Annotated in this window: 13 protein-coding genes; 9 read left to right on the top strand and 4 right to left on the bottom strand. The window is 65.2% G+C overall.

Features of this window, described 5'->3' with window-relative positions; translation table 11 throughout:
- Positions 1-85 precede the first annotated feature (85 nt).
- Both CVS48_RS25125 and CVS48_RS25120 read left to right on the top strand, forming a co-directional pair.
- Complete coding sequence (locus CVS48_RS25125; protein ID WP_242001163.1) at positions 86-352, top strand: hypothetical protein; 267 nt, start codon at positions 86-88, stop codon at positions 350-352.
- 140 nt (positions 353-492) lie between these two features.
- On the top strand, positions 493-1983 hold the full coding sequence (locus tag CVS48_RS25120) for a metal-dependent hydrolase family protein (RefSeq protein WP_197723137.1): 1491 nt from the start codon (positions 493-495) through the stop codon (positions 1981-1983).
- Between the two features lie 484 nt (positions 1984-2467).
- Here CVS48_RS25120 and CVS48_RS25115 read toward each other — a convergent pair whose 3' ends face one another.
- The gene (locus tag CVS48_RS25115) at positions 2468-3307 is read right to left on the bottom strand and encodes an IclR family transcriptional regulator (RefSeq protein ID WP_419191425.1); all 840 of its coding nucleotides are present in this window, start codon (positions 3305-3307) and stop codon (positions 2468-2470) included.
- 130 nt (positions 3308-3437) lie between these two features.
- Here CVS48_RS25115 and CVS48_RS25110 point away from each other — a divergent pair, with 130 nt between their 5' ends.
- The 3 genes from CVS48_RS25110 (at position 3438) to CVS48_RS25100 (ending at position 7454) form a co-directional block, all read left to right on the top strand.
- The gene (locus CVS48_RS25110; protein ID WP_100856816.1) at positions 3438-4289 is read left to right on the top strand and encodes an enoyl-CoA hydratase/isomerase family protein; all 852 of its coding nucleotides are present in this window, start codon (positions 3438-3440) and stop codon (positions 4287-4289) included.
- Positions 4286-6382 carry an acetate--CoA ligase family protein gene (locus CVS48_RS25105; RefSeq protein WP_100856815.1) on the top strand — a complete coding sequence of 699 codons (2097 nt, stop codon included), beginning with the start codon at positions 4286-4288 and terminating at the stop codon, positions 6380-6382. The genes CVS48_RS25110 and CVS48_RS25105 overlap by 4 nt, the downstream gene beginning before the upstream one ends.
- Positions 6383-6461: 79 nt before the next feature.
- Positions 6462-7454, top strand: coding sequence for a tripartite tricarboxylate transporter substrate binding protein (locus tag CVS48_RS25100; protein ID WP_100856814.1), 993 nt, complete (start codon positions 6462-6464; stop codon positions 7452-7454).
- A 91-nt stretch (positions 7455-7545) separates the two neighbouring features.
- Here the strand turns inward: CVS48_RS25100 and CVS48_RS25095 are convergent, their stop codons facing one another.
- Positions 7546-8259, bottom strand: a complete 714-nt coding sequence (locus CVS48_RS25095; protein ID WP_100856813.1) for a nucleotidyltransferase family protein — start codon at positions 8257-8259, stop codon at positions 7546-7548.
- Between the two features lie 196 nt (positions 8260-8455).
- On the opposite strand from CVS48_RS25095, the gene CVS48_RS25090 reads away from it, so the two are divergent.
- From CVS48_RS25090 to paoC, 4 genes are read left to right on the top strand one after another with little or no spacing between them, the layout of a single operon-like run.
- Entirely contained in the window at positions 8456-9484 is a 1029-nt protein-coding gene (locus tag CVS48_RS25090; RefSeq protein WP_167401054.1) for an XdhC family protein, read from the top strand.
- A 14-nt stretch (positions 9485-9498) separates the two neighbouring features.
- The gene (paoA, locus tag CVS48_RS25085; RefSeq protein WP_100856812.1) at positions 9499-10140 is read left to right on the top strand and encodes an aldehyde dehydrogenase iron-sulfur subunit PaoA; all 642 of its coding nucleotides are present in this window, start codon (positions 9499-9501) and stop codon (positions 10138-10140) included.
- Positions 10137-11087: an FAD binding domain-containing protein gene (locus tag CVS48_RS25080; protein ID WP_100856811.1), complete on the top strand. Its 951-nt coding sequence runs from the start codon at positions 10137-10139 to the stop codon at positions 11085-11087. The genes paoA and CVS48_RS25080 overlap by 4 nt, the downstream gene beginning before the upstream one ends.
- Positions 11088-11091: 4 nt before the next feature.
- Complete coding sequence (gene paoC / locus CVS48_RS25075) at positions 11092-13308, top strand: aldehyde oxidoreductase molybdenum-binding subunit PaoC (RefSeq protein WP_100856810.1); 2217 nt, start codon at positions 11092-11094, stop codon at positions 13306-13308.
- Positions 13309-13341: 33 nt separating this feature from the next.
- On the opposite strand, the gene CVS48_RS25070 is transcribed toward paoC, so the two are convergent.
- Positions 13342-14316 (bottom strand): Bug family tripartite tricarboxylate transporter substrate binding protein, encoded by a 975-nt coding sequence (locus CVS48_RS25070; RefSeq protein WP_242001164.1) that lies wholly within the window; start codon positions 14314-14316, stop codon positions 13342-13344.
- A 98-nt stretch (positions 14317-14414) separates the two neighbouring features.
- Positions 14415-15317 carry an NAD(P)-dependent oxidoreductase gene (locus CVS48_RS25065; protein ID WP_100857851.1) on the bottom strand — a complete coding sequence of 301 codons (903 nt, stop codon included), beginning with the start codon at positions 15315-15317 and terminating at the stop codon, positions 14415-14417.
- Positions 15318-15329 lie beyond the last annotated feature (12 nt).

The raw sequence follows: 15329 nt of genomic DNA, 5'->3' as shown, positions 1-15329 counted from the left end.
GCAATTTGGAACAACCTTCCTCGCGCGAGCTTGCTATAAAGGGGGCTACCGCAGCGATTCAAGGATGAGGAAAATGTTGATTCAAATGCTGGGCCGCCCCGCTGTGGCTGCCGTGGCGCTTGGGCTTGCCACGCTTGTTTCCGGTTGTTCATCGATACTTCCCGGGTCATCAAAACCCGCCCCGGCCTCCGCTGCCGCGTCCGAACGGGTGGTCAGCGACAACTGCAAATTCTTGCGCAGCCGCTGCATTCATGAAGGCTCTTACGATGCCGGCGAACGCGACTATGCCGAGCTGGAGGCGCGGCGCTTGAATCAGGCGGAACTGCAACGGTTGCGCCGGATGGCGCAGTAAGCGCCAAGGCCAAGAAGGCATTGCATCAGGCCTTCCTATTTCACTTCATATATCGGCCGCTTGCATCCTGTCGCCAAGCCCCTGTTTATTGAGTAGCATCGGACCACCTTTGGCCGCGCACTCAATGTCAGGAGAACCCGATGGCCCGTTCCACCGCAGTCCAGCGCGACATCCCCCAGACTTATTTGTTCAACCGCCGACGCCCCTGCCATTGCGGCAGCGTGGCGTGCCGCTTGATCTACCAGCGTGTGATGGCGGACATGTCGCGCCGCAAGTTCCTGGGCGGCGTGGCGGCCATGGCGATGCCGTTCATGGGCGCGCGTGCCGCGACGGATATCTACCGCCACCCGGTCACGCCGGATCGCCCCTTGCTGCTGACCAACCTGCGCCTGTTCGATGGCTCGGGCAAGGCGGTGCAAGAGGGCGTGCAGGTGTTGATCAAGGGCAATGTGATTACCGACTTGCCGGCCGCTGGCGTCTCCGTTGCCGATGCGCGGGTCATCGACTGCCAGGGCAAGCTGGTCATGCCCGGGCTGATCGACGTGCATTGGCATTCCATGCTGGCGGCCATTGCGCAAACCACGGCGATGACGGCTGACTTGGGCTACCTGTACATCGCGGCCGCCGAAGAAGCCGAACGCACGCTGATGCGCGGCTTCACCACGATACGCGACGCAGGTGGCCCCGCATTCGCCTTGAAGCGCGCCATCGACGAAAGCATGGTGCCCGGGCCGCGCATCTACCCCAGCGGCGCCATGATTTCCCAAACTGCGGGGCATGGTGATTTCCGCTTGCGCAGCGAAGTGCCGCGCGCCGCCAACGCGCCGCTGAGCCTGGTGGAAAGCGTGGGCGTTGCGATGATTGCCGACGGTGCCGACGAAGTCTTGCGCCGGGTGCGTGAACAACTGATGTTGGGCGCTTCGCAGATCAAGGTCATGGCGGGCGGCGGCGTGGCGTCGCTTTACGATCCCTTGGACAGCACGCAGTTTTCCGAGGTTGAACTGCGCGCCGCGGTCGACGCAGCGGCGGATTGGAACACCTATGTGATGGCCCACGTCTACACACCCAAGGGTATTCAGCGCACGATCAAGTCCGGCGTCAAATGTATTGAACACGGCCAATTGGCCGACGACGCCAGCGTGCGCATGATGCGTGACGAGGGTGTGTGGTGGAGCCTGCAACCGTTTCTGCAAGACGAAGACGCCAACACCTATCCGGATGCCGAACGGCGCGCAAGCCAGCAGCGTGTTTCTGAAGGCACGGTCAACGCGTATGAGCTTGCGCAGAAATACGGCATCAAGACAGGCTGGGGCACGGACATTTTGTTCAACGCCAAGAACACGCCCAGCCAAGGGCGGCAACTGGCCAAGATGGTGCGCTTTTACGACCCGCTGACGCTGCTTGCCCAAGCCACGGGCGTGAACGGCGAACTGCTGGGGCTGTCCGGTGAACGCAACCCGTATCCGCGCGCGCTGGGTCGCATCGCGCCGGGGGCCCTGGCCGATATGCTGGTGGCCGATGGGGACCCCTCACGCAATCTGGATTTTCTGGGCGACCCGGCCAAGAATTTGCGGCTGATCATGAAAGACGGAAAGGTCTATAAAAATACCCTCGGCGCGGCGGCAGGCTAGTCGATTTTATTAAGATGCATTATCTTTGCATATTATATTTCCGCGTTTATTGCAGAATAAATTGACATACTTAATGGGTTAGATACTTTCTGTCTGGTTTGATTGCCTTTCTTAAAGACCGGGGTCGCATCACTCTCTACACTGCGCCGTTCCTGTAGAGGTGTAAATCCGGAATGCTGAATAGGGCAGTGCTTGTGCATGTGGCTTCGTTACTGGTGCTCTGGCCATCGCAAAAAATACGAGAAGAAATAATCTGCGTGGAATATCCCGCCCATCCACGAATAATCGTGCTGATCAGAAAAGATGTTTTCCTGAAATGGAATATTCCGGGTCGGGGTGGCCCGCATGGTGGCCCTGAAGGCGGCTGTACCGACGAACCATTACCCAGCATCCGCCGCATCAAGTCCGTGACCGGTGTGCGGGGTTGATCGACCCGGAGTTGATCAAGCCGGGTTTGATCAAGCCGGGTTTGATCAAGCATCCGCTAGCCAGCCGGCGCACGCCATTCCAGCTCATGAACGATCTTGTTTTTCAAGGCCAGCAGCGCCGCGCCATACTGCCGTTCTATCGTTGATGCCGTGTCATCCGTAATCAGGCTCAGGTTCAAGGCCAGCGTTTGCCCCCCCGGCACGGCCAAGGGCGTGGACATGGCGACTACCCCCGGTTGCCAGGACGCCAGGCAAACCCCCGTCGCGGCCACTTTCTCAATGGCTTTGTTGATCTCGGCGCCTATCGGTTTCCACGACGCGCTGCGATAGCCCTGCATTATTTTTTCAAGCAGCGCCTGGCGCGCCCCGGCATCCAGCGTGGCCAGATAAGCGCGGCCCAATGACGTCAGTTCAATCGGAACACGCTGGCCCGCCACGATGGTGCGCAACGAGGCCTTGCGGTTATAGCGGATGGATTCCAGATAAACCATTTCCGCGCGGTCCGCGCAGGCCAGGCCGATATTGACCTTGAGCTTGTTGGACACGTCCTGCATGAACGGCGTGGCCGCTTTCAAGACAGGCGAGGCGGCGCGCATCGCGTGTCCCAGGCTGAGCACGGGCGCGGCCAGCCGATAGGCGCGCGCACCCCGTTCGTATTCCAGAAAACCGCTGGTCACCAAGGTTTGCGTCAAGCGGCTGACGGTTGCCGCCGATAAGCCGGTGCGTTCGGCTAGCTCGCCATTGCCCAGGAGGTCGGTGCCGGGCTTGAACGCGCGCAGGATGTCCAGGCCACGGGCCAGCGAGCGGTTCTGGCTGATGCCATCGAAACGCTGCGGGGCGGCGGTTGAAACGTCGGCCGACATGTTGGCCTTAATGTTGGATGTACGGGTCGTCATAAGCAATTCCACCAGGTGGAAATAGGTGAGTGTTTTCGCCAACTGTAGCGCCTACCGTGTCGATATCGCCAGCCAAGAAAAACCCGATACCGGGACTGGCTGGTCCATCGACCAGGACGGAGCAAGCAAGATGGCAGACTACGAATTCATCACACTGCAATTGGACGGCGGGGTGGCGACGCTGACGCTGAACCGGCCGGAAAAGCGCAACGCGATCAGCGACGCCATGCGCGCCGAATTGATCCACGCGCTGGAGGCGGTGAGCGCCGACCGGGGCACGAAGGCATTGGTGCTGACCGGCGAAGGCAAGGGCTTCTGCGCGGGCGGCGACATCTCGGGCATGCAGCGCCGCATGGACGCGCCCTCGGGTGAGGTCGCCTTCAATGGCTGGTCGCGGCAGCAGCGCGTGCACCATGCGGTCAGCCTGCTGTATCGCATGCCCAAGCCCACCATCGCGGCGGTCAACGGCGCGGCCGCCGGGCTGGGCGCTGACACGGCCCTAAGCTGCGACTTCATCGTGGCCTCGGAAGCCGCGTCATTCACCTGGAGCTACATTGCGCGCGGGCTGATTCCGGATGGCGGCGGCATGTACTTTTTGCCGCGCCGCGTGGGGCTGGCCCGCGCCAAGGACCTGATCTACTCCGGCCGCAAAGTGCTGGCCGATGAAGCCTTGGCCTTGGGGATCGCCGACCGCCTGGCACCGGCCGGGGACGAGGTGCGCGCGGCGCAGGCTTGGGCGGCCGAACTGGCGCAAGGCTCGGCCACGGCGCTGGCGCTCAGCAAGTCGATTCTGGACCAGAGTTCCGAGCTGACGGCGGACCAAGTGTTCGCGATGGGCAGCCAGGCGCAGGGCATTTGCTACACCAGCACCGAACACCGCGAGTCGGTGGCGGCGTTTCTGGCGAAGATGGCTGAGGCCAAGACGGCGCGGGCCAAGACGGCCCAGGCCAAGACAAACAAAGCCCCGGGAGAAGGCCAATGAACGGCCTGCAAAAGCTGCTGCGGCCGCGCAGCGTCGCGGTGGTGGGAGCGTCGGCGGACCCGGCCAAGACCTCGGGCCGGCCCGTGGCCTATTTGCAGAAGCACGGCTTCCAGGGCCGCATCTATCCCGTCAATCCCAAGGCGTCCGAGATTGCCGGGCTGCGTTGCTACCCCGATGTGCGCGCCTTGCCGGAAGCGCCGGACGTGGCCATCGTGCTGCTAAGCGCCCAGCACACGCAGCAAGCCGTGCGGGACCTGGCCGATATCGGCACGGGCGCCGCCATCGTGCTGGCCAGCGGCTATGCCGAGACGGACGAAGAGGGCGCGCGCCGTCAGCGCGAACTGCGTGAAGCGGCGGGCAGCATGCGCATCCTGGGACCCAACACGATAGGCCTGGTCAACCTGACTGACCGCATTACGCTGTCGGCCAGCGGCGCGTTGGAACTGGATCATCTGCACAGCGGCGTGGTCGGCCTGGTGTCGCAAAGCGGCGGCATCCTGGGCGCGCTGCTGTCGCGTGCGGCAGCGCGCGGCATCGGCTTGTCCAAGCTGATCTCCACCAGCAACGAGGTCGACCTGGACCTGGCCGATTTTGTCGACGCGCTGGTGGACGACCCCGCCACGCGCGTCATCGCGCTGTATGTGGAAAGCATCCGCAACCCCAAGACCTTCCGCGCCGCCGCGCGCAAGGCCGCCGCGGCGGGCAAGCCGATCGTGGCGTTCAAGATCGGCCGCTCGGAATCCGGCGCCCAGGCCGCCGCGTCGCACACGGGTGCGCTGGCGGGCGCGGACGCCATGTACGACGCGCTGTTCGACGACGCGGGCATCATCCGCGCGCAGACGTTTGCAGACCTGCTGGATATTCCCGCCGCGCTGGCCAGCGAACGCAAGCTGGGTGGTCGGCGCGTGGCGGTGCTGACGTCAACGGGCGGAGCGGGCACGCTGGTGGCCGACAGCCTGGGCGTGGCGGGCTTTGAACTGCCCGCGCCCGACGCGCCCACCGGCGCCGCTTTGCGGGCGCTGCAAACCGGCGACCACGCCGCGCTGGACCGCAACCCCATCGACGTGACCCTGGCCGGCTTGCAGCCGGACCTGCTGCGCAACGCCATCCGCATCGTGCTGGAAAGCGATCAATACGATGCGCTGGTGGTGGTGGTGGGTTCGTCAGGCGTGGCGCAGCCTGAACTGATGGCCAACGCGCTGCGCGATTCGCTTGCGCTGAGCAGCAAGCCCTTGATGGCCTTCATCAGCCCGCACGCGCCGCGCGCGGCCGAAGTGCTTAGCCACTACGGCATCCCCGCGTTCCCTGCGCCCGAGAGCATCGGCGCGGCGCTCTCGGCCATGTGGCGCGTGCAGGAGGGAAAGAAACGTTACTCGCCGGTGCACGTGCCATCCACGGCGACTGAATCGATCCCCTGCGCGGAGCGGGGTTCGCTGGACGAGGCCCAGGCCAAGGCGCTGTTCGCCCGCTTCGGCATTCCCGGCGTGCGCGAAATCACGGTCACGTCCGACGCCCAGGCAAGCAGCGCCGCCGACACCTTGGGGCCGCGCGTCGTGCTCAAGCTGCTGTCGCGCGACATCACCCACAAAAGCGATGTGGGCGGCGTGGCGGTCAACGTGGCGCCCGAAGACATCGCAGAGCGCCTGCGGCAGATGACGCAAGACGTGCAGCGGCACACCGGGCAACCGCCCCAGGCCTTCCTGGTGCAAGAGATGGTGACGGGCGCCGCCGAGGTCATCGTCGGCCTGCATCACGACACGGTCGGTACAGCGTTGCTGTTGGGCATGGGCGGGGTGGTGGCCGAGTTGGTGCGCGACACGACCTTGCTGCTGCTGCCGGAAGATGGCGCGGCCTTGACGGAAGACGCGGTGCTTGCCGCCTTGCAACGCCTGAAGACCTGGCCCTTGCTGGACGGCTATCGCGGCCGCCCCAAAGCCGATGTGCCCGCGTTGATTCAGGCGGTGCTGGCGTTCGCGCGCATGGCCACCGCCTTGCAGGCGCACTTGATCGAAGCCGAGATCAACCCCTTGTTCGTCAAGCCCTTGGGGCAGGGCGTCTGCGCGGCCGACGGCGTGGTGGTGTTGAAGGACTGACCGGGCATGGCCATCCGGCCGCCCATTTTTTGCAGAGGCGCCGCATCAGATCGGCGCAAGACAATATCAGGAGACCAGAATGAAGACCCAGCAATTTGCATGGCTTTCCGCCAAGGCCCTGGCGGCCACCGCGCTGACGATGGCTAGCCTTTGCGCACCGCAGGCGCACGCGGCGTTTCCGGATCGGCCGCTGCGCATCGTGGTGCCGTTCACCCCGGGCGGCGGCACCGACATCGTTGCGCGCCAGCTCGCCAAGGGCTTGACCGACGAGCTAGGCGAATCCGTCATCGTGGAAAACCGGCCGGGCGGCAGCACCATCATCGGCACGGAAAACGTGGCCAAGAGCCCGCCCGATGGCTACTCGCTGTTGATGGCGACGTTCGCCCATGCGGTCAACCCGGCCATCCACAAGAAACTGCCCTACGATACCGAGGCCGCGTTCGCGCCGGTGGCGATGATCGGCAAGTCGCCCAATGTGCTGGTGGTGTCGCCCAAGTCCCCATTCAAAAGCGTGCAGGACCTCTTGACCTACGCGCGCGCCCATCCGGGCAAGCTGACGTTCGGCTCCTACGGCAACGGCACGTCGGCGCACCTGGCGGGGGAATTGTTCAAGAGCCTGGGCAAGGTCGACATCCTGCACGTGCCCTACAAGGGCGCGGGGCCGGCCATCAATGACCTGATAGGCGGGCAGATCGACATGATCTTCTCAACTTCCGCCAGCGTCAGCGGCCAGATCAAGAATGGGCAATTGCGCGCGCTTGCGGTCACCACCAAAGACCGATCGCCCGCGTATCCGGGTGTGCCCAGCGTGGCGGAAGCGGGCGAAGCCGGTTACTTCGTGGATAGCTGGTACGGCGTCTTCGTGCCGCAGGGCACGCCGCAGGCTGTCATCGACCAGCTCAACGCGGCGATCAAGAAGGTGTCGGGCAAAGCAGATTTCCAGGCGGCGCTGGAACTGGAAGGGCTGGTCGCCGACGTGGGCACGCCAGCGGCGCTGGGTGAATACGTGCAGCAGGAAGAAACGCGCTGGACGAAAATCATCCGTGACGCGGGGATTGCGGACAAGCCGTAGCGGTCGACATGGCAGACGCAATCAGGGAAGCGATGGAGGATGCGGTGACGGATGCAGTAAGGCGTGCCTGACACGCAATCCAAGCCGCGCGTCAAGGCTTGGACGCCAAGTCCCCTGGCGCGTCCACATCCGCCAGCACGCCCGGGTCGTCCACCGCCAGTTCGTGAACCGGATGGCGCATCAGCACGTTGCGCGCGCCCACATCGCCCGATAGCGCGGCAAGCTCCGGCCACAGGTCGCGGGCGAACGCAACGGGATGCCCACGGCGCCCCTGCCACGTGGGCGCCACGATGAGGTGCCGCCGTGTTGCGGCAGCCACCTGCAAACAGGTATCGGCGCGCAACCACGGCATGTCAGCCAAGGCGATCAGGCAGGCGGACTCGGCCGGGTGGTGCTGGGCTTGCATGTCTTGCGTTGATTGCGCCCCTTGAACCCCCTGCGCGCCTTGCTCCCCTTGCGCCTCTTGCATCAAGTGGCGAGCGGCCGTGGCCAGGCTGTCGCCCATGCCATTTGCGTCTGCCTTCACCACCACAAGTTCGCATCCCTCCGATTCCAGCAAGGCCCGCAGCGCCGTTTGGTCTGCGCGTAGCACCGCAATGGTGCGCGCCGTGGCTTGCCGCAGGGCACGGGCGCATGCCACGGCAACGGGTGTGCCATCGCTCAGCAGCACCAACAGCTTGTCCTGGCCCGGCGCGGCGGCGGCATAGCGCCGCCCGTGGCCCGCCGCCAGCAGCACGCCCACGCAGTGGGGCGAGGCAGGGGAAGGGGGCAGTGAAGGGGGGCTGTGGGGTACGGGGCTGGGCATGGGACTTGCTGGGTTTGCGCCTTGGCGGGTTGGTGTATTGAAGCATCGCGCACCAGCGCACCAGCGCATCGGCGCACCGGCGCATCGGCGCACCGATCCGTTGGTGAGTATTACTCATCAGAGTATGCGGATTTTGCCTCTTTTCTTGTCGGGTGGCGCGCTGCTACAGTGAGTTCGATATCTGGAGGGCATGATCATGGAAAGCCTGGATTTGCAGGTTTTAGCCGCAATCGAGCGCTGGCGTCATCAGGGCCACCGATTCATCCTGGCCACCGTTGCCAACACCTGGGGCGCCTCGCCCCGGCCGCGCGGATCCTGGCTGGCGGTGCGTGACGATGGTCGCATCGCGGGGTCAGTCTCGGGCGGCTGTATCGAAGACGACCTGATCGACAAGATGCGGCGCGGCGAACTCTGGCGGCCACTCCCTTACGCCCTGACCTACGGCGCCACTCGCGACGAAGCGTTGAACTTCGGCCTGCCTTGTGGCGGCATCCTGGAATTGCTGATCGAACCGAACCCCGAGGCTGCGCTGCTGCAAGGCCTGGCCGCACAGTTGGGCAAGGGTGAACTGGTCAAGCGAACCCTCAGCCTGGATGCCGGAGCGGCGGCCTTGGCGCCTGCCCGGCCGGGCGATCAATTCCACTGGGACGGCAAAACGCTGACCACGCTGCACGGACCGCAATGGCGTCTGTTGCTGGTGGGCGCGGGCGACATCGCGCGCTACATCGCGCCCATGGCGATGGCCTTGGGTTTTGAAGTGATCGTGTGCGACCCGCGCGAGGAGTACGCCGCGTCGTGGAATGTGCCAGGCACGCGGCTGTTGACGACGATGCCCGACGATACCGTCACGGCCATCACCCCGGACATACGCACGGCGATCATCGTGCTGGCGCATGACCCCAAGCTGGACGATATGGCGCTGCTGGAAGCGCTGCCGTCGCAAGCATTCTTCGTGGGCGCGCTGGGTTCGCGGCGCACCAACGAGCAGCGCCGCCAGCGACTGCTTGAACATTTTGGCTTTACAGAAACGCAGGTGGCGCGCCTGCGCGGGCCGGTGGGCCTGCCCATCGGCAGCCGCACGCCACCGGAAATCGCGGTATCCATCCTGGCCGAATTGACGCAAGAGCGCATCCGGCACACCACCCCGCCCAGCACCCATGCGCTACAGGAATGCGGATTGCTGGCCGACGACCTGGAGCGCGGCGTGGTCCGCGTTGCCGACTAGACAAAGAGGCTGCCTTGGAAAATTCGCTTGCCATCAAGATCACCCGGCGCAACCTGCTCAAGGCAGGCGCCGTCTCTGCCACCGCGATGGCCACGCCATCTTTGGCCGCCGCCCAGCAGGCCACGCAGGCCGGCATGCAAGCCATGTCCGCTACCGTGACCTTGCGCGTCAATGGCGCGGCGCGCGAGGTGTCGCTGGACATGCGCACGACGCTGCTGGACGCGCTGCGCGAACACCTGCACCTGACCGGCACCAAGAAGGGCTGTGACCACGGCCAGTGCGGCGCCTGTACGGTGATGCTGGACGGGCGGCGCGTCAATTCCTGTTTGACGCTGGCCGTCATGCATGACGGGGCCGAGATCACCACCATCGAAGGGCTGGGCACGCCCACCGCGCTGCACCCGCTGCAGGCCGCCTTCGTCAAGCATGACGGCTACCAGTGTGGTTACTGTACGCCCGGCCAGATCTGTTCGGCGGTGGCCATGCTGGAAGAGGTATCGCAAGGCGTGCCCAGCCACGTCAGCGCCAGCCTGACCGAGCGCCCGCTCCTGAGCGCTGAGGAAATCCGCGAACGCATGAGCGGCAATATCTGCCGCTGCGGCGCATATTCGAACATCGTCGATGCCATCACCGAGGTGGCGGGGAGCAAAGCATGAGGCCCTTTACCTACGAGCGCGCCCGCACCCCCGCCGACGCCGCCGCCAGCGCCGCCCAGGTGCGCGGCGCACGCTTCATTGCGGGCGGCACGAACCTGCTGGACCTGATGAAACTGGAAGTGGAAACCCCCACGCATCTGATCGACGTGAACGGCTTGGGCCTGGACCAGATTTCAGAAACGCCGGACGGCGGCTTGCGCGTGGGCAGCCTGGTGCGCAACACCGACCTGGCTGCGGACGAGCGGGTGCGGCGCGATTACGCGGTGCTGTCGCGCGCCATTCTGGCGGGCGCTTCCGGACAGATCCGCAACCGCGCCACCACCGCCGGCAATCTGCTGCAACGCACGCGCTGCCCGTACTTCTACGACACCAACATGCCCTGTAATAAGCGCGCACCCGGCACCGGTTGTTCGGCCATGGGCGGCGTGACGCGCCAGTTGGCCGTGATCGGCGCCAGCGAGGCCTGTATCGCCACGCATCCCAGCGACATGGCGGTGGCAATGCGCTTGTTGGACGCGCAGGTGGAAACGGTGCGCCCCGACGGCGCCACGCGCGTGATTCCAATCGCGGATTTTTATCGCCTGCCCGGGAACACGCCGCACATCGAGAACAACCTGGAACCCGGCGAACTGATCACTTCGGTGAACCTGCCCAAGCCGGTGGGCGGCGTCCATGTGTACCGCAAGGTGCGCGATCGGGCCTCGTTCGCCTTCGCGCTGGTGTCCGTCGCTGCGGTGGTGCAGGAAGACGGCAGCGGCCGCGTGGCGATGGGCGGCGTGGCGCCACAACCGTGGCGCGTGAACGCGGCCGACGCGGCCATGCCGCAAGGCGCCCGCGCGGTGGCCGACCGCCTGCTGGCCGACGCCCGGCCCACCGCCGAGAACGCGTTCAAGCTGACGCTGGCGGCAAGAACCCTAAGTGCAGTGTTGGCGCAAGCGAGGGCCTGACGCGATGAAATTCGATACTCCCGCCACCCAAAATCCCATCGATCAATTGAAGGTCGTGGGCCATGCCGTCGACCGCATCGACGGCCCCTTGAAGACCACGGGCAAGGCGCCCTACGCCTATGAACAGCATGAGGCCGCGCCGCAGGCAGCCGTGGGCTACGTGCTGGGGGCGGCCATTGCGAAGGGCCGCATCAGCAGCATGGACATCGAGGCCGCGCGTCGCGCGCCCGGTGTGCTGGCGGTGGTTACCGCGCAAAACGCCGGCAAGCTGGGCAAGGGCAAGATGAACACCGCCGTGTTGTTGGGCGGGCCTGACATCCAGCACTATCACCAGGCCATCGCTCTGGTCGTGGCCGACAACCTGGAGCAGGCGCGCGCCGCCAGTCGCTTGATTCGGGTGCAGTATGAACGTGCGCCCGGCGCGTTCGACCTGGCGGCGGAAAAGGAATCGGGCGGCAAGGCCGGCAATACCGACGGCAAGAAAAACCCGCGCGAAGACCGCGTCGGCGATTTTGAAAGCGCCTTTGCACAAGCCCCGGTGAAGATCGACCACCTTTACACCACGCCGGATCAATCCCACTGCATGATGGAACCGCATGCGTCCATGGCGGCTTGGGAGGGCGATTCGCTGACCTTGTGGACGTCGAATCAGATGATCGACTGGGGGCGCAGCGACGTGGCCCGCACGCTGGGAATCCCGCGCGAAAAAGTGCGGCTGATCTCGCCCTACATTGGCGGCGGCTTTGGCGGCAAGCTGTTCGTGCGGGCGGACGCCTTGCTGGCGGCGTTGGGCGCGCGCGCGGCGCGGCGGCCGGTGAAGGTGGCATTGCAGCGACCCTTGATCGCCAACAACACCACGCACCGCCCGGCAACGATCCAACGGGTGCGCATCGGCACCACCCAAGACGGCAAGATCACGGCCATCGGCCATGAAAGCTGGTCAGGCGATTTGCCCGGCGGCGGTCCCGAAGAAGCCGTGCAGCAGACGCGCCTGCTCTATGCCGGCGCCAACCGGCTGACCGCGCTGAACCTGATGGAGCTGGACCTGCCCGAAGGCAACGCGATGCGCGCCCCTGGCGAAGCGCCAGGCCTGATGGTGCTGGAGATCGCGGTGGACGAAATGGCCGAGGCCGCGGGCGTGGACCCGGTGGAATTTCGTGTGCGCAACGACACGCAGGTGGACCCCGCCAAGCCCGAACGCCCGTTCTCGCAACGGCGCCTGATTGAATGCCTGCGTGTGGGGGCGGACCACTTCGGGTGGGCCGACCGAAGCGAGCGGCCGGGCGCGCGGCGTGAAGGCCGCTGGCTGGTGGGCATGGGCGTGGCGGCGGCGTTTCGCAATAACCTGGTGATGAAATCGGCCGCGCGCGTGCGGCTGGACGCAGCTGGCCAGGTCATCGTGGAAACCGACATGACCGACATCGGCACCGGCAGCTACACCGTCATTGCGCAGACCGCCGCGGAAATGCTGGGCGTGCCGCTGGCGAAAGTCATCGTGCGGCTGGGGGATTCATCGTTCCCCGTGTCGGCGGGCTCGGGCGGCCAGTGGGGCGCCAACAGTTCCACGGCCGGCGTGTACGCGGCCTGCGACAAGCTGCGCGCCGCCATCCTGCAACGGCTGGGGTTTGCCATCGACGGTGCGGTGTTCGCGGGCGGGTCGGTGACCGAGGCCTCCGGCCGCACCGCCACGCTGCGCGATGCGGCGTCGGGCGGCGAGCTGGTGGCCGAAGACGTCCTTGAATTTGGCGACCTGGACAAGAAGTTCCAGCAGTCCACCTTCGGCGCGCACTTTGTCGAAGTGGCGGTGGACGCCGCCACCGGCGAAACGCGCATCCGCCGTATGTTGGCCGTGTGCGCGGCGGGGCGCATCCTGAACCCCAAGACCGCGCGCAGCCAGGTGATAGGCGCCATGACGATGGGCGTGGGCGCGGCGCTGATGGAGGAATTGGCGGTGGATGATCGCGTCGGCTATTTCGTGAACCATGACCTTGCCAGCTACGAGGTCCCCGTGCATGCCGACATCCCCAGTCAGGAAGTCATATTCCTGGACGAAACCGACCCGATCTCGTCGCCGATGAAGGCCAAGGGGGTCGGCGAGCTGGGCCTGTGCGGCGTGGGCGCAGCCATCGCCAACGCGGTCTACAACGCCACCGGCGTGCGCGTGCGCGACTATCCCATCACGCTGGACAAGCTGCTGCCCGGGTTGCCAGATCTGGCGTGACGGCCAGGGTGCTGCGATGGCCCGGGCGCAGGTTCAGTTTTGCTGGATGTTGTTGGCGGTGGCGATCGGGCGCAGCTTCGCGATGTCTGCCTTGACCCGCTGTGCGTAGTAGCTGCTGGACTCGAAGCCGGGTTGGATACCGGCGGCCAGCAGTTTGTCCGAGGTCGTCTTGTCGGCCAACGTATCCGCCAAGGCCTGCTCCAGCTTTTTCTGTACATCGGCGGGCAACCCCTTGGGGCCGACCACGGCGAACCAGGAGTCCATCTTGAACCCGGGGTAGCCACTTTCCGCGATGGTCGGCACGTCAGGCATCATCGGAGAGCGCTTTTCGGTGGTGACCGCAATGGCTTTGATGCGGCCGCTTTTCAAGGCGGACGCAGCGGCGGGAATGGCGTCGAAACTTAGCGGAATCTGGCCGCCCATCAAGTCGGTGATGGCCGGCGCGCTGCCTTTGTAGGGCACATGCATGACGTTGACGCCTGCCGTGGACCACAACATTTCGCCGGCAAAATGAACGGTGGTGCCGTTGCCGTGCGATCCATAGGAATACGTGCCGGGGGCGGCCTGGATGTTCTTGATCAGTTGGGGCAGGGTCGAGGCCTTTTCCTTTTCATTGGCCAGCAGCACCAGACCCGTGGAACCGATGATGCCCAAGGGCGTGAAACTGGTTTCCTCGTTATAGGGCAGCTTCTTGTACAGGATCGGGTTCACGGAAAACGTGGTCGCCGTGCCCAGCAGCAGTGTGTAGCCGTCCGGCTCGGACTTGGCCACGGATTCCGCGCCGATGATGGTGGCCGCGCCCGCCTTGTAATCCACAACGACCTGCTGACCCAGTCTTTCTCCCAGCCCCTGCACCAGGATGCGGGCGACGGTGTCGACCGTGCCGCCTGCTGGAAAGGGCACGACCAGCCGAATGGGCTTTTCCGGATAGGCGGCCTGGGCCGGGTTCAGGCACAGCCCCGTGGATAGCGCCAGCCCCAGGCTCAATGCCAATGCTTTGATCTTCATGTTTTCCCCTTGATACCTTGATAGGTTGCTGCTGGTGATGACAATGACGCCCGGACCGAGGCGTCTTTGCACCTTCGGTCCGGTCGGCAGGATAGGTGTCAGCCGTAGGCGATGGCGTTTTTGGTGTCCACGTTGTTCGTGTCCAGTTCGACGATGCGGTTGAAATCTTCGGCGTCGTCGATGCTGGCGGCGCTGGCGGCCCACACCGCGCCGACTTCGCTGCTGATGGGCAGGGTCAGGCCCGCCTGCGCCATCATGTCGATGGCCAGTCGCACATCCTTGCGCATCAGTTGCATGGTGAAGCCGGAATCAAAGCCCTTGTTCAGAATGCGGCTGGGATAGTTGTAGAGCGTGACGCCGCTACGGCCCGAGCCCGCGTTGACGGCTTCGATCAATTGCGTGGTGTTCACCCCGGCGGCTTCGGCAATCTTGAAGGCCTCGCTGGCGGTCAGCAGGTGCGACGCGACCAGCAGGTTGTTGATGAGCTTGGCGATATGCCCCGCGCCCACCTGGCCAATCACATACCGTTTGGTTCCGAGCGCGGACAGCACCGGTTCGGCGGCGCTGATGTCCGCGGGCGCGCCGCCGATGAACATCGTCAGCTCGCCGCTTTGCGCCCCACGCGGGCCGCCACTGACCGGCGCGTCCACGAACCTGACGCCGCGCGCCCGCAGGGCGACAGCCAACGCCTGGGTGACGGTGGGGTCGGCCGTGGTGGTGTCGATCAACAGCAGGCCGGCGGGCGCCAGGGCGGCGATGCCGTGCTCGCCTTCGACCAGGCTGCGCACGATGGCCGAGTTGGGCAGGGACAGCACCACGGCTTGCACGTCCGCCAGCAGTTGCGCCAGCGTGCCGGCGGCGTTGATGCCTTCTTCGCGGGCCACGTGGGCGGCCTGCTCGGGGTTGGCGTCCAGCCCCGTGACCTGAAAGCCCGCGCGCTTGAGCGACGCAGCCATGCCGCGCCCCATTTTTCCTAATCCGATAACGCCAATTGCTTTGATGTCCGACATGAT

The sequence above is a fragment of the Achromobacter spanius genome (genome assembly GCF_002812705.1).
In the GTDB taxonomy this organism is placed as follows: domain Bacteria; phylum Pseudomonadota; class Gammaproteobacteria; order Burkholderiales; family Burkholderiaceae_B; genus Achromobacter; species Achromobacter spanius.
This window is presented reverse-complemented; position numbering and strand designations above follow the sequence as displayed.

What these genes read in the sequence shown, in the direction of transcription:
- CVS48_RS25125 (WP_242001163.1), top strand. Translation starts at nt 86, where the DNA reads ATGCTGGGCCGCCCCGCTGTGGCTGCCGTGGCGCTTGGGCTTGCCACG.
- CVS48_RS25120 (WP_197723137.1), top strand. Translation starts at nt 493, where the DNA reads ATGGCCCGTTCCACCGCAGTCCAGCGCGACATCCCCCAGACTTATTTG.
- CVS48_RS25115 (WP_419191425.1), bottom strand. Translation starts at nt 3,307, where the DNA reads ATGACGACCCGTACATCCAACATTAAGGCCAACATGTCGGCCGACGTT.
- CVS48_RS25110 (WP_100856816.1), top strand. Translation starts at nt 3,438, where the DNA reads ATGGCAGACTACGAATTCATCACACTGCAATTGGACGGCGGGGTGGCG.
- CVS48_RS25105 (WP_100856815.1), top strand. Translation starts at nt 4,286, where the DNA reads ATGAACGGCCTGCAAAAGCTGCTGCGGCCGCGCAGCGTCGCGGTGGTG.
- CVS48_RS25100 (WP_100856814.1), top strand. Translation starts at nt 6,462, where the DNA reads ATGAAGACCCAGCAATTTGCATGGCTTTCCGCCAAGGCCCTGGCGGCC.
- CVS48_RS25095 (WP_100856813.1), bottom strand. Translation starts at nt 8,259, where the DNA reads ATGCCCAGCCCCGTACCCCACAGCCCCCCTTCACTGCCCCCTTCCCCT.
- CVS48_RS25090 (WP_167401054.1), top strand. Translation starts at nt 8,456, where the DNA reads ATGGAAAGCCTGGATTTGCAGGTTTTAGCCGCAATCGAGCGCTGGCGT.
- CVS48_RS25080 (WP_100856811.1), top strand. Translation starts at nt 10,137, where the DNA reads ATGAGGCCCTTTACCTACGAGCGCGCCCGCACCCCCGCCGACGCCGCC.
- paoC (WP_100856810.1), top strand. Translation starts at nt 11,092, where the DNA reads ATGAAATTCGATACTCCCGCCACCCAAAATCCCATCGATCAATTGAAG.
- CVS48_RS25070 (WP_242001164.1), bottom strand. Translation starts at nt 14,316, where the DNA reads ATGAAGATCAAAGCATTGGCATTGAGCCTGGGGCTGGCGCTATCCACG.